At 45.4% G+C, this 14,241-nt stretch carries 13 protein-coding genes and 1 tRNA gene; all 14 read left to right on the forward strand.

Going from position 1 to position 14,241, the window contains the following annotated elements; translation table 11 throughout:
• Nucleotides 1-34 precede the first annotated feature (34 nt).
• The 14 genes from KT99_RS04165 (at nt 35) to KT99_RS04230 (ending at nt 14,227) form a co-directional block, all read left to right on the forward strand.
• Nucleotides 35-110: transfer RNA gene (locus KT99_RS04165), tRNA-Gly, on the forward strand.
• Between the two features lie 489 nt (nt 111-599).
• Nucleotides 600-1,055, forward strand: coding sequence for a hypothetical protein (locus KT99_RS04170; RefSeq protein WP_005497347.1), 456 nt, complete (start codon nt 600-602; stop codon nt 1,053-1,055).
• A gap of 295 nt (nt 1,056-1,350) precedes the next feature.
• The gene (locus KT99_RS04175; RefSeq protein ID WP_005497348.1) at nt 1,351-2,850 is read left to right on the forward strand and encodes a bifunctional ADP-dependent NAD(P)H-hydrate dehydratase/NAD(P)H-hydrate epimerase; all 1,500 of its coding nucleotides are present in this window, start codon (nt 1,351-1,353) and stop codon (nt 2,848-2,850) included.
• 102 nt (nt 2,851-2,952) lie between these two features.
• On the forward strand, nt 2,953-3,411 hold the full coding sequence (gene tsaE / locus KT99_RS04180) for a tRNA (adenosine(37)-N6)-threonylcarbamoyltransferase complex ATPase subunit type 1 TsaE (protein ID WP_040571601.1): 459 nt from the start codon (nt 2,953-2,955) through the stop codon (nt 3,409-3,411).
• Nucleotides 3,412-3,413: 2 nt separating this feature from the next.
• Nucleotides 3,414-4,736 carry an N-acetylmuramoyl-L-alanine amidase gene (locus tag KT99_RS04185; RefSeq protein WP_005497350.1) on the forward strand — a complete coding sequence of 441 codons (1,323 nt, stop codon included), beginning with the start codon at nt 3,414-3,416 and terminating at the stop codon, nt 4,734-4,736.
• A 59-nt stretch (nt 4,737-4,795) separates the two neighbouring features.
• Nucleotides 4,796-6,646: a DNA mismatch repair endonuclease MutL gene (gene mutL / locus KT99_RS04190; RefSeq protein ID WP_005497351.1), complete on the forward strand. Its 1,851-nt coding sequence runs from the start codon at nt 4,796-4,798 to the stop codon at nt 6,644-6,646.
• Between the two features lie 48 nt (nt 6,647-6,694).
• Entirely contained in the window at nt 6,695-7,621 is a 927-nt protein-coding gene (gene miaA, locus KT99_RS04195; protein ID WP_040571584.1) for a tRNA (adenosine(37)-N6)-dimethylallyltransferase MiaA, read from the forward strand.
• Nucleotides 7,622-7,715: 94 nt separating this feature from the next.
• Nucleotides 7,716-7,994 carry an RNA chaperone Hfq gene (gene hfq / locus KT99_RS04200; protein WP_005497353.1) on the forward strand — a complete coding sequence of 93 codons (279 nt, stop codon included), beginning with the start codon at nt 7,716-7,718 and terminating at the stop codon, nt 7,992-7,994.
• A 19-nt stretch (nt 7,995-8,013) separates the two neighbouring features.
• Nucleotides 8,014-9,306 (forward strand): ribosome rescue GTPase HflX, encoded by a 1,293-nt coding sequence (gene hflX / locus KT99_RS04205; protein ID WP_005497354.1) that lies wholly within the window; start codon nt 8,014-8,016, stop codon nt 9,304-9,306.
• Nucleotides 9,307-9,351: 45 nt separating this feature from the next.
• Nucleotides 9,352-10,494, forward strand: a complete 1,143-nt coding sequence (hflK, locus tag KT99_RS04210) for an FtsH protease activity modulator HflK (protein ID WP_005497355.1) — start codon at nt 9,352-9,354, stop codon at nt 10,492-10,494.
• Nucleotides 10,495-10,496: 2 nt separating this feature from the next.
• On the forward strand, nt 10,497-11,375 hold the full coding sequence (gene hflC, locus KT99_RS04215) for a protease modulator HflC (protein WP_005497357.1): 879 nt from the start codon (nt 10,497-10,499) through the stop codon (nt 11,373-11,375).
• A gap of 325 nt (nt 11,376-11,700) precedes the next feature.
• A complete protein-coding gene (petA, locus tag KT99_RS04220; protein WP_005497359.1) occupies nt 11,701-12,291 on the forward strand; it encodes a ubiquinol-cytochrome c reductase iron-sulfur subunit in 591 nt (196 codons plus the stop codon).
• Entirely contained in the window at nt 12,291-13,505 is a 1,215-nt protein-coding gene (locus KT99_RS04225; protein ID WP_005497361.1) for a cytochrome b, read from the forward strand. The genes petA and KT99_RS04225 overlap by 1 nt, the downstream gene beginning before the upstream one ends.
• Nucleotides 13,505-14,227, forward strand: a complete 723-nt coding sequence (locus KT99_RS04230; protein WP_005497364.1) for a cytochrome c1 — start codon at nt 13,505-13,507, stop codon at nt 14,225-14,227. The genes KT99_RS04225 and KT99_RS04230 overlap by 1 nt, the downstream gene beginning before the upstream one ends.
• Nucleotides 14,228-14,241 lie beyond the last annotated feature (14 nt).

The following is a 14,241-nucleotide window of genomic DNA, read 5'->3' on the forward strand; positions in this document are numbered from 1 at the left end:
GATTTACCAAAATCTTTAAATAAAAAAGTTTTAAGCGACATTAGCTCAGTTGGTAGAGCGATACCTTGCCAAGGTATAGGTCATCGGTTCGAACCCGATATGTCGCTCCAATTTCCCTCTTCGATATCAAACTTCCAAATATAAAATTTTATGCGACATTAGCTCAGTTGTGCCCATCTATTCAGATAGTAAAGAAACGATACCCTCTTTTTTTCCAAGGTATAGCTAGCCTCGAAACAAGAGGCGGTTCGAACCCCTTTGGTTTACATCAAGAGCTCGCTCCAATTTCCTTCTTACCAAAACTCCTATCATCTCAGCCCCAAATCTCTGTATTACCATTGTCAACACACAAAGCGTACTAAGCTTCATTATTAGTTTATAACCCATTACAGATCTCATTCACCAGCGATTTCATGTCTATATCACCTTCTGGCTATTTACGTGAGGAATAGCGAAATTCTTTAACTATTCCTAATGTAGCCAGTTTAAGAAGTAACAAACTTAGACCTTGTTCAAGTATTGCATTGGTGTTTGTCCCCATAATGGCAGCAGTAAAAAATTACTTTAGCCAGCTTTTGGCAAGAATTTGGAGTGCAAACATGCGATTTCAACAACTAAGTGAACTATTAAGTTATGTTGCTACTTGCCGAGTAGAGATGGCGAAACTCTATAGCAGACTGCAAACAGAGGCGGATTCAACCAGAGTGAAGATGATGCTGGAGTATTTCCAACAGCATCAGAGAGGGGTATCAGAGAAGCTGGAAAACTATATTGATTCAGCACCCAAAAAAGTACTGGATACCTGGTATAAAGACATTATTTTTGAAGATTTTATAAAGAGGTGTCACGACACTGTCTTGACTGCAAATATGTCTGAAGAAGATGTCTTAGAACTGCACTTGAAATTGGATAACCTATTGATCGATCTTCTGCAGGTAACCGCCGAGCATTCCTCCTCTGTGGATATCGCTGGAACGTTAAATGAGCTTGTGCGTGTAGAGAGAATTCAACAACAAAGACTGGTTCATAGCAGCATACGTATGGATGATATCTAATACCAATAGGTATTAGACGGCTAAGCTATTTGATAAAGGTGCCTGAGGGCGCCTTTATTGCTTCTCGATAAAGATTAATACACATTTTTTATTACTGTCACCAGTTTCTTCTCCAGTTATCTCTTCATTTTTGTCATTGATGACATTGTTATACTGTCCATTTCTTATGCAAGATCAAATCATGGTTGAATAGGCACAAGGATGACTGAATCTATTAACGATTTTAGGTTCTAATTCTACTAATCTTAATTTATATCAATATGATGTACTCATTCACCCTCGAGGAAGATTCGTTATGTTAGAAAATGCTTCGGTACTTCCTTGTGAACTGTATAGTGCTTCAGAAATAAATGAGGCTGAATTGGGTCTGGTTAGCAGTGGCCTAGCTACTTATATAGATCTGGTCGAATCAGCCGGCGAGGCGGCCTATCGACAGCTAGTCAAAAGGAAAAACAGTAAAACTCCTGTCTTGGTGCTTGCAGGTTACGGTAATAATGGTGCCGATGCCTTCGTCTGTGCAAGATACTTGTTACAAGCAGGTTTCGATGTCTCCTTGATGGCAGTGTCTAGACCTGCTGATCCCCAAGAGGCTAATGTTATCGCTGCTGAGTTTATCCATGCACGTGATGCTTTTAAGGCCGAGGCCGGAGTCATAGAGACTCCGAATATAGAGAAAATAGTGGCGGCGGAAGTCATCATAGATGGTTTATTAGGCTTAGGGTTGAAGGGAGAGCCAAGAGACCCATTTAGAGACATCATTGCTGCGATCAATAGCAGTAAAGCTTGGGTCTTTAGTCTAGATGTACCATCGGGTCTCAATGCCGATACAGGCAGTGGCCTCTGCTCTGTTCAAGCGAATATGACTCTGACCTTCGGCGCTTTGAAGCAAGGCTTGCTGACTGGGCATGCCAGACAATGTGTCGGCGAGCTCATTTTTGCAGATCTTGGTCTCTCGCCCTATTTACCTAGTTCTAAGGTGACTCGTGTCTCGAGTGATCTGTTAGCCAACATGCTCTCCCCCAGAGCAAGAGACACTCATAAAGGTCTTTCGGGGAAAGTCACTGTGATTGGTGGTGATAAAGGCATGGCGGGAGCGATTAGACTGGCGGCTGAAGCCTGCTTAAGAGCGGGTGCTGGCTTAGTCACTGTGCTCTCAAGGCCTGAGCATCAACACACGATTAATGTCGAACGACCGGAATTGATGTTTTGGGGATGTGAGCTAGTCGATATGGAAGTGTATTTCAGACTAGGATGGGCAAACACATTACTCATAGGCCCGGGTCTAGGAAAGGAGTCATGGGGCTACAACTTGCTCAAGGCGGTGGGCTTGTGTGACAAACCATGCGTATTGGATGCTGATGCCCTGAACTTACTGAGTGAGGAACCCGGTAATAATGATAACTGGGTACTGACTCCTCATAGTGGAGAAGCGGCCCGACTACTGGGAATCACCACTATTGAAGTTGAGCTGGATAGGTTTGCTGCGGCTGAAAAGATACAGCAAGAATATGGTGGCATTGTGGTCCTAAAAGGTCCAGGAACCTTAATATCTGATGGGAAAAAATGTGTTGTGGCTCCAGTGGGTAACCCAGGTTTAGCGAGTGGAGGTTGTGGGGATGTGTTGTCAGGTATCATTGCTGCATTGATTTCTCAGGACTTTAGCCTATTCGACGCCGCCATCATGGGGGTTGTTGTTCACGGTGAGGCGGCTGACCGGGCCGCTATTTCGGGGGAGCGAGGTATGCTGGCGAGTGACTTGATGCCCCATATTCGCTCTCTGGTTAATAATCTTTAAATAATGAATTGTTGCGATGATCAGTGAAACCTGTTTTGCTGATCAGTAATTTGGTATAGAGTAATGGGTTCGAAACAGCTAAAAAAGGGTAAAGTCAATACAATGGCATCGGTTAAGGTTTTTCTAGATAATGAGCAAGATACAGTGGAGTTGGGTAAGCGATTGGCACAATTCATTACCCCACCTTTAACGCTGAATTTATCGGGTGAACTGGGTGCCGGGAAAACGACTTTAAGCCGAGGCCTGATCCAGGCGTTGGGTCATGAAGGCGCAGTTAAGAGCCCAACTTACGCCTTGGTTGAACCCTATGAGTTAGGTGATATTGAGCTATTTCATTTCGATCTATACCGGTTAAGCGACCCAGAAGAACTTGAGTATATGGGGATCAGAGATTATTTCACCGATAAGAGTATATGTCTGGTTGAGTGGCCTGATAGGGGGCATGGATTAATGCCGGTAGCCGATATCAGTATTGCTATTAAATATGTGGGTACCAGTCGAGAAGTTGAAATAACGTCAGGATCAACCAAAGGGCAAGTATTGCTCAGTAAACTTAAATAATAATGATAAAAATCGAAAATCTTCTCAAAGCTATTCTTGTGATGCTGACATTATGTATATCTTTTGTTGTCCATAGTGCTACTAAGCTAGATGGTGTGCGCATCTGGGCCGCTCCAGAGTCGACTCGAGTCGTTTTCGATCTCACTCATGCACCTAAATATACCTATTTCAATCTGACTAGCCCTTATAGACTCGTTGTCGATCTCAAGGGGACCACGACCTCATTAAACCTCAGTAAATTAGCTAATAACAGTAAATTGGTTAAGAGAGTGAGGATAAGTAAACCGCCTGCTAAGGGGATCTTACGCCTAGTTATCGATCTGGTAAAACCGGTAAAAGCTAACCTGTTTTCACTGCCACCAACGGCTCCCTATGGAAATCGTTTAGTGCTAGATCTGGATGATAGTCGCTCTTTTGTCACAGTGAGCCAGCCTAGTAAATCAACACAGAAGCTTAGAGACGTCGTGGTCGCCATCGATGCCGGTCATGGGGGAGATGATCCTGGATCTATCGGACCATCTGGGATCTATGAGAAAAAAGTGGTGCTGGAGATAGCTAAGAAAATTGCGGCTAAAATCAACGCAACACCGGGCATGAGAGCCGTTATGACTCGTTCCGGTGATTACTTTGTCAATCTAAATAAGCGCTCTGAAATTGCCAGAAAGAGTAAAGCGGATCTTCTGGTTTCAATTCATGCCGACGCATTTACCTCGCCACAACCTAGGGGGGCATCGGTTTGGGTCTTGTCTATGAAACGTGCCAATAGTGAAATCGGTCGCTGGTTAGAGCATAAAGAGAAGCATTCAGAGCTCTTGGGTGGTGCCGGAGAGATTATCCAAAATACTGATAATGAGCAATATCTGGCTATGACCTTGCTGGATATGTCTATGGATAGGTCAATGGCTATTAGCCATAACATAGCCGACGATGTACTGGCGAACTTAGGTAAAGTCACCAAGCTGCATAAGCACAAGCCCGAATCGGCAAGTTTTGCAGTACTAAAATCACCAGATATCCCTTCTATTTTGGTTGAAACTGGCTTTATCTCTAATCACAAAGAAGAGAGGTTGCTGTCTCAAAGACAGCATCAGAATAATATTGCCAATGCAGTACACAAGGGTATTGTCAAGTATTTCGAGAATAATCCGCCGGTTAATTCTTTGATGGCAAGTAAAAGTTCGCGAAAGCATAATGTTCGTAAGGGCGAATCCCTGTCTGTTATTGCTCACAGGTATCAAGTGTCTGTTACTAGCATTAAGAAGGTCAATAATCTAAAGTCTAACAAGATTCGAATCGGTCAGAAGTTAGTTATTCCAAGAGCCTAGTTCATCTTAAGTGATCTTGTGAGTCCCCCCCCCCCCCCTTGTTTTGAGAGCTAAAAATTATGACAATTCAGATATTGCCACCTCAGTTAGCTAACCAAATTGCGGCGGGTGAAGTTGTCGAAAGACCGGCTTCAGTCATCAAGGAGTTAGTTGAAAACAGCTTAGATGCCGGTGCGACCCGAGTCGATATAGAGATAGAGAAGGGTGGCAGTAAACTGATTAAAATTCATGACGATGGTACGGGGATCCCCAAAGAAGAGTTGAGCTTGGCTTTGTCCAGACACGCCACCTCTAAGCTCAGTACCTTAGACGATCTGGATGCTATCTTAAGTTTTGGCTTTCGCGGTGAAGCGTTAGCGAGTATCAGCTCTGTTTCTAGATTAACCTTGACCTCACGCACGGCTGAGCAGAGTGAAGCTTGGCAGGCCTATGCCGAAGGCTCTGATATGGCCGTTAAGGTGATCCCTGCGGCTCACCCCGTAGGTTCAACTGTAGAGGCGGTGGACCTTTTTTTTAATACTCCCGCCCGAAGACGTTTTCTTAAAAGCGACAAGACAGAGTTTACTCACATAGATGAATGGCTTAAACGTATTGCTTTGGTGAGAGGAGATATACATTTCACGTTAAAAAACAATGGTAAGGTGGTGAGAAACTATCGACCGGCAAAAACCTCAGATCAATATCTTCAACGCTTAGCTCTGATTAGTGGCAAGAAGTTTGCGCAGCAGGCACTAGAGGTCAAGTGCGAACATGAAGGCTTGAACTTGTCAGGCTATATACAGCCGCCCTATTTTGAGGGCCCGGCCAGTGACACCCAATATTTCTATGTGAATGGCAGACAGGTTCGCGACAGACTCGTTAATCATGCAGTTAGACAAGCCTTCGCCGAGCATGTTACCGGAGCTCAGGCTAGCTATGTGCTGATGCTCGAACTCGATCCTCATCAAGTCGATGTCAATGTGCATCCGGCTAAGCATGAAGTGAGGTTTCATCAGAGCCGTTATGTCCATGATTTTATTTTACAGGCGCTGCAATCGGCACTCTCTCAGGTCGGCAGCCCAGTTTCTACTGAAGACCAGAACAATAGAGAAGCATCCTCAAGCTCTTATCAAGCAGGCGTGCAGGAATCTCAGAGAGTCAAGGAGCCAGATGGTCGCGCAGTTCATCTTCCTGTTGACAAAGGGCCAGGTACAAGTCCTGTAGGCACTCAGCATGAGTATTCGATAACATCTCCTTCACCCTATTCTGGAAATAAAAGTGCTCTAAGGCCGAGCTCTACTGCCCGCCCACAAGTTGAGTTACCTTCGGCTGCGGCTATCGCTTCTTATGGGGCCTTATTGACTACTCCTGTGGTTCCATCCTTAGGGCGTAGTGAACTTGTGAATGAGCAGCCAAGCATGCCTCCGTTATTGGATGCTAGATATTGGGTGCTAACCCAAGGGGATAAACTCACATTATTACCGATAGAAGCAATCGCCTCCCGACTGCTACAAATAAGCATATTTGCTAAGCTCGATGGGGGTTTGATCAGTCAGCCGCTCTTGATGCCAGTCTCTATCCCTATGGATGATGACTGGAAGGAGACGATCGAGCTCAGAGAGTTAGTGTTAAGAAAGATAGGAATTGAGCTATCAATTCGTCTAGGGCAGTTGATAATAAAGAAAGTGCCCCCATATTTAAGACAGAGCCAGTTGGTCAGTGTGATCCCCGAGCTATTACAGTGGATACGTTTTGAAGAACCTGCCCAGGAGGCGTTGGCAAGCTGGATTGCCAAGCATGGCGAAATAAATCTCGAGTCTCCGGCTCAAATCTGGCAAGATTTGATGTTAGCGGAACAGAGCCTGAGAGAGGAGTTGATGGCGGACGTCATTAGCTTACCCTGGCAAGTTTGGTTGGGAAAAGAGCACTGATTTACAAAGTTTTTTTGTGAGGTACTGCAAAGTTGGAAGTATATACGAGTGAGTGAAACGAGTTTACCGAAAATAATTACTCTGATGGGCCCCACAGCCTCAGGGAAAACGGCATTGGCGATTGAGCTGGTCAAAGAGCGCAATTGTGAAATCATCTCCGTCGACTCGGCTCTTATCTATCGTGGTATGGATATAGGCAGCGCTAAACCGACGGCAGAAGAACTCGCGGTAGCGCCGCACAGGTTGATCGATATACGCGACCCTTTGCAGAGTTACTCTGTGGCAGATTTTAGAACCGACGCGCTCAGAGAGATTGCCGATATTGTAAAGTCTGGTAAAACGCCCTTGCTTGTCGGGGGCACCATGCTCTATTTTAAGGCTCTGCTAGAGGGATTATCCCCGCTACCGGCAGCCGACGAAGTTATTAGGGCCGAGATCGCCGCTGAAGCACAGACCCATGGCTGGCAACACCTGCATGATGAATTAATGCGCGTCGATCCAGTTTCGGCAGAACGTATTCATCCCAATGATCCGCAACGATTATCCAGGGCGTTAGAGGTGTTTCGCATCAGTGGTAAAAGTTTGACCGAACTGACGCAAATTAAGTCTCCTCCTCTGCCATATGAGGTTATTCAATTTGCCATTTCACCGAAAGATCGAAAAGTGTTACATCTTTCTATAGAAGAAAGATTCAAATTGATGTTAAATCAAGGTTTCGTTGCAGAGGTTCGTACGCTTAGGCAGCGAAATGATCTGCATTTAGCGCTTCCTTCTATGAGGTGTGTAGGCTATCGGCAGTGCTGGCAACACCTTGATGGCGACTATGACTATAATACTATGGTCGATAAGGGGATAATTGCCACTAGGCAATTAGCTAAGCGTCAATTAACATGGTTAAGAGGGTGGGCTGAGTTAAATTGGCTGGAAACTGGCTTAGATTCGAATCTAACGAGTGTATTGCGACATTGTCGCTAGCTAATTCATCCTCGCTATATAATACTAAATCCAAACAAGAAAGTTATGTTGTATTAGTTTTACTACTTATTTTTAATAAAAAGGAAATTATAAAATGGCAAAGGGGCAATCTTTACAAGACCCATTTTTGAACGCACTTCGCCGTGAGCGCGTTCCTGTATCAATTTATCTTGTTAATGGTATTAAATTACAAGGACAAGTTGAGTCATTTGACCAGTTTGTTATCTTGCTTAAAAACACGGTTAGCCAAATGGTATATAAGCACGCTATCTCTACAGTTGTGCCAGCGCGTCCATTCACTGTAAGCACCCATCACGCGACACCAACTCAAGCCGCAGGCTTGAATGGTCAGCAAGATGAGGCGAGCGAGTAGTTGTTGAGGAGTATGCTTTTTGTTTGATCGTTATGAGGCGGGTGAAAGTGCCGTTTTGGTGCATATTAACTTTGCCGATGAAGACCGTAGGGAAGACTTAGTCGAACTACAACTATTAGTCGATTCGGCTGGTGCTCAGCAAGTCGGTTTGATCACTGCGAACCGTCGTTCACCGGACCGAAAATTCTTCCTTGGTTCGGGGAAGACTGATGAGCTCGCGGCTTTGGTCGCAGCGACAGAAGCGAATGTGGTGATTTTTAATCATGCGTTGAGTCCTGCTCAAGAGAGAAATATTGAGATGGTTTGCCAATGTAGGGTCTTGGACCGTACCGCGCTCATCTTAGATATCTTTGCCCAGAGAGCACGTACCTATGAAGGCAAGTTGCAGGTGGAGCTAGCGCAGTTACGCCATATGTCGACTCGTCTAATACGGGGTTGGACTCATCTGGAGCGCCAGAAAGGTGGTATTGGCATGAGAGGACCTGGGGAGACCCAGCTCGAGACTGATAGACGTCTACTCCGTGGCAGAATGAGCACCATCAACAAGCGTTTGGCGAAGGTAGATAAACAGAGAGAACAGAGTCGAAGGGCAAGGAGTCGCAGTGAGCAGCCTACGGTTTCATTAGTCGGTTATACTAATGCGGGTAAATCAACTCTGTTCAACTCGCTTACAGTTTCAGAGGTATATGCTGCAGATCAACTGTTTGCCACCTTAGATCCTACCTTGAGAAAGTTAGAACTACCGGATGGCGCGATTATCTTGGCCGATACCGTAGGTTTTATTCGTCACTTGCCCCATGATTTAGTGGCGGCGTTTAAGTCGACGTTACAAGAAACCCGCGAAGCGGATCTGTTACTGCATATTGTCGATTGTCATGATGAGAATATGGGGGATAACTTTGAGCAAGTTCAGTTGGTGCTCAAAGAGATAGGTGCCGATGAAATTCCTCAGCTGATCGTCTGTAATAAGATCGATCTGTTAGAGGATGTCAACCCAAGGATAGATTATAACGACGAAGGTGTACCCATCAGAGTCTGGGTGTCGGCGCAGCAACAAAAAGGCTTAGATCAGCTTAGAGAGGCCATCAACGACATCGTTGGTAGGGCTACTTTGGAGCTGACTTTGCGGATCCCGGCAACAGCCGGGCATTATCTTGGTCAGTTTTACCGACTTGACGCGATACAGCAGAAAGAGTTTGATGATCTGGGGTGCTGTATTTTATCTGTTCGTTTATTGGAGGCCGATTGGCTCCGATTAGTGAAGCAGAGCCAAGGGGACTTAGAGGACTTTATTGTCGAAGACTCGGCGTAGAGTGATTTTTATTCTCGTTTAATTCATACACCTATGGAGTGCTAAATGGCTTGGAACGAGCCCGGTAACAAGGGAAATAAAGACCCTTGGGGAAATAAGAGTGGTAACGATAAGGGACCACCAGATCTAGATGAAGTTTTTCGTAATCTTTCGAAGCGTTTCGGCGGCGGTAAAGGGAATGGTAAGGGGCCTGTTTTTAGTTCATTTGCCCTTATCCTTGTCTTAGGCATAGCCGTTGTCGTATGGGGACTTTCCGGTTTTTATACGGTAAAAGAAGCCGAGAAAGGTGTCGCACTTAGATTTGGTCAGTATATTGGTGAGGTCGATCCAGGTCTTCAATGGAAAGCGACGTTTATCGATGAAGTGATCCCTGTTAACGTGCATACTGTCCGTTCAATTCCTGCCTCTGGCAGCATGTTGACGACCGATGAAAACGTGGTCTTGGTTGAGCTTGACGTGCAATACCGAGTGACAAATGCATATAATTTCTTGTTCAGTGCAGTCGATGCAAATGCGAGTTTACGTGAGGCGACAGACAGTGCGCTGCGTTATGTTATTGGTCATAATAGTATGGATGATATTTTGACCACAGGCCGAGATAAGATCCGTGTTGATACCTGGTCAGAAGTAGAGCGTATTATCGAGCCCTACAAACTAGGTATTACTATTGTCGATGTCAACTTCCTGCCTGCTCGTCCGCCTGAAGAAGTTAAAGCTTCTTTCGATGATGCGATTTCGGCACAAGAAGATGAGCAAAGGTTCATTCGTGAAGCTGAGGCTTATGCCCGTGCTATCGAGCCTAAGGCTCGTGGTCAAGTTAAGCGCATGGAGCAGCAAGCTAGAGCCTATAAAGAACGTGAAGTATTAGAGGCTAGAGGTAAGGTCGCTAGATTCAACCTCTTGTTACCTGAGTATAAGGCTGCGCCTCATGTGACACGTGAGCGTTTGTACTTAGATGCTATGCAAATCGTATTGAGCGGCACCAGTAAGGTGCTAGTCGATACGAAGAATAGCAACAACATGATGTATCTTCCTTTAGACAAGTTGATGCAGAAGAGTCAGTCGAATACTCAGCCTAGAAGTGTAAACTCTAGTTCTACTACGAGTTATCCTTATGGCTCTGCGGCTCAAACTAATGTTCCGTTGGATACACGCCCGATTCGTGGCGAACGTCAGGGGAGGAATTAATCATGGGTAGACTAATAGCGGTTATAGCTGCCGTGCTAGTGGCGGTATTCTTGTCGTCAATTTTAGTGGTCAACGAAGGTGAACGAGCGATCGTTTCACGTTTCGGTAAGATCCTGAAAGATGATGGTATCACTCGTATCTACGCGCCGGGTTTGCACCTCAAGATACCTATGATCGATAAGATCAAATTTCTTGATTCACGTATCCAGACTCTGGATGGTGCAGCAGACAGATTCGTGACTTCAGAGAAGAAAGATCTTATGGTCGATTCCTATGTGAAGTGGCGTATCAAGGACTTCGAGAAATACTACTTGTCGACTAACGGTGGCATCAAGGCTAACGCCGAGTCGTTACTACAGCGTAAGATCAATAACGATCTTCGCACCGAGTTTGGCCGTCGCACGATTAAGGAGATTGTCTCCGGAAGTCGTGATGAGCTACAACAAGATGCATTGAGAAATGCATCTGAGAGTGCGGAAGATTTAGGCATCGAAGTGGTTGATGTGCGAGTCAAGCAGATTAACTTACCGGCTAATGTGAGTGCGAGTATCTATCAACGTATGCGTGCAGAACGTACAGCGGTAGCGAAAGAGCACAGAGCGCAGGGCATGGAACAGTCTGAGATCATCAAGGCTAATACAGATGCTTCGGTCATTATCATGTTAGCCGAGGCTCAACGTAAAGCGCTTACGGTTCGCGGCGAAGGAGATGCGACTGCGGCTAAGATATACGCAGCTGCATTTGGCCAAGATCCTGAGTTTTATAGTTTCTTGCGTAGCTTAGAGGCTTATAAGGCTAGTTTTCAAGGTGATTCGAATGTCATGGTGCTTGGGTCAGACAGCGATTTCTTCAAATATATGAAGAGCCCTTTAGGCAAATAAGTCTATTTGGATTAAAAGCCCGGCGTATGCCGGGCTTTTTTTTGTTTTAAGCTCATAAGTCGCTAATTTAGCCTCATATGTTATTTATTTTTTTCACTTATCTGTGCATATATGATCGGTATTTCTATCACTAGATGACTATTTAATGTGCTGGGAAGGCTACTTTCCTAACATAGCTAACTTTGTTATTCGATTTACTATGATCTGCTTCTGATTTTTGGCTATAATGAGCCCCGCCTCAAGTTTAATTTTTGAGTTTTGGGGTAAACCGCAATTTTTAAAATAATTTAAAACAAAAATTCCAACATTCTCTGGAGATAAGTGGATGAGCAATGCGCCAGTCGATACCGGACGTCGCAGATTTCTGACCGCAGCAACCGCAGTAGTAGGTGGTGTAGGTGCCGTCGCTGTAGCGGTTCCTTTTATAAAGTCATGGAATCCGAGTGCCAAAGCGAAAGCTGCAGGCGCACCGGTTGAAGTAAATATCAGTAAAGTAGAGCCAGGTCAGTTGATCCGTGTCGAATGGCGTGGAAAACCTGTCTGGGTTGTGCGTCGTACCAAGGAGATTTTAACCAATCTTGCCACACTCGACAGTCAACTCCGCGATCCAGCATCGGCAGAAGAGCAACAGCCTGCTTATGCTAAAAATGCGGTTCGTTCGATCAATCCGGAGTATTTTATCGCGGTGGGACTATGTACTCACTTAGGTTGTTCTCCTACCTATTTACCGGATACGTTCAGTGAGCAAGTTGAAGGCGTTCCTTCAGGCTTCTATTGTCCGTGTCATGGTTCTAAGTTTGATTTGGCTGGTCGCGTCTTCAAAGGTGTGCCAGCACCGTTGAACTTAGTTGTTCCACCACATCAGTATATCGATGCAGGCAATGTCATCATCGGTGTCGATCAAGGAGCAGCGTAATGATTAAGAATCTAGTTGATTGGATCGATGCTCGCATCCCGATGACGGCGACTTATAACCGTCATGTGGGTCAATATGCGACGCCAAAAAACTTTAACTTTTGGTACTTCTTCGGCTCACTTGCCATGCTAGTTCTGGTTAACCAGTTTCTGACAGGTATCTGGCTAACCATGAACTATGTGCCAACTGCAGAAGGCGCATTCGCATCAATCGAATACATCATGCGTGATGTCGAGTATGGCTGGTTGCTGCGCTATATGCACTCCACCGGCGCCTCGGCATTCTTCGTGGTGATCTACTTGCATATGTTCCGTGGTCTTATTTACGGTTCTTACCAGAAGCCAAGAGAACTACTTTGGTTATTCGGTATGCTTATCTTCCTGGTGCTAATGGCCGAAGCTTTCATGGGCTATCTGCTGCCATGGGGACAGATGTCATATTGGGGTGCTCAGGTTATTATCTCCTTGTTCGGTGCCATCCCTTTTATTGGTGATGACCTGACACTGTGGATACGTGGTGACTTCGTTGTCTCCGGGGCGACTCTGAACCGCTTCTTCGCGCTGCATGTTATTGCACTGCCTCTGGTCTTAGTGGTCCTGGTGTTCCTGCACTTGATTGCCTTGCACGAAGTGGGTTCAAATAACCCGGATGGTATCGAGATCAAGAAGAATAAGGATGAAAATGGCTGGCCTATCGATGGTATCCCATTCCACCCTTACTACACAGTTAAAGACATTTTTGGCACCGCTTGCTTCCTGATTATCTTCTGTTATGTGCTCTTCTTTATGCCCGAAGGTGGCGGTTACTTCCTCGAAGGACCAAACTTCGAAGCGGCTAACTCGATGAAGACCCCAGAGCATATTGCACCAGTTTGGTATTTCACGCCTTTCTACGCGATATTACGTGCGATTCCCGATAAGCTGTTTGGTGTAATGGGCATGGGACTCGCGATTGCGGTACTGTTTGTCCTGCCTTGGTTAGATCGTTGTAAGGTTAAGTCTGTTCGTTACCGTAGCCTGACACATAAGCTGAACTTAGCTCAGTTTGCCGTTTCATTCGTCATCCTAGGTTATTTAGGTGCTGTTCCGGCGACGCCTGAGCTAACGATTGCTGCGCGTGTCTTTACTCTGACTTACTTCGGCTTCTTCTTCTTCCTTTGGCTCTACAGTAAGAACGAGAAGACTAAACCTGTACCAGAGAGGTTGACTCACTAATGAAAAAATTACTGATTGCATTAGTTGCCTTAGTACCCACACTGGCATTTGCTTCGGGTTCGTCGGTCCATCTGGAGAGTGCTAACATAGATCTCAATGACACAGAGTCATTACAACGTGGCCTCGATCTGTTCCAGCATAACTGTTCGGGTTGTCATAGCACTCAATATCAGCGATACAGCCGAGTAGCCGATGACTTAGGTATTTCTCTCGACGACATGCGTGAAAAATTCATGTTTGATGCAGATGCTAAGCCTGGCGACCTGATGGAAAATTCGATTCCAGAAGATGCAGCGGCTAAGTGGTTTGGTGCAACGCCACCGGATCTTACTCTGGTTGCTCGTGTTCGTGGTGAAGATTGGATCTACACTTACCTTAAAGGTTTTTATAAAGATGAGAATCGTCCATTTGGTGTGAACAATATCGTGTTCCCGTCGGTGGGTATGCCTCATGTGCTGGAGCACCTGCAAGGGATTCCTGTGAAAGAGGTCGTTAAGCAGGAAGATGGGACTGAAGTGACAACTATAGTGGCGACTGGTGGATCTCTGAATGCCGAAGAGTATGACCAAGTGGTTCGTGATATTACCGGCTTCCTAGTTTACTCTGGCGACCCGGTAAAACTTGAGCGTGAAAGCTTAGGTTGGTGGGTGATGGGCTTCCTGTTTATCTTCTTAGTGTTAACTTACTTGTTGAAGAAAGAATACTGGAGAGATGTACACTAACCCCTTTTAAGGTT

Origin of the sequence: Shewanella benthica KT99 (genome assembly GCF_000172075.1) — a bacterium.
Taxonomy (GTDB): domain Bacteria; phylum Pseudomonadota; class Gammaproteobacteria; order Enterobacterales; family Shewanellaceae; genus Shewanella; species Shewanella benthica_A.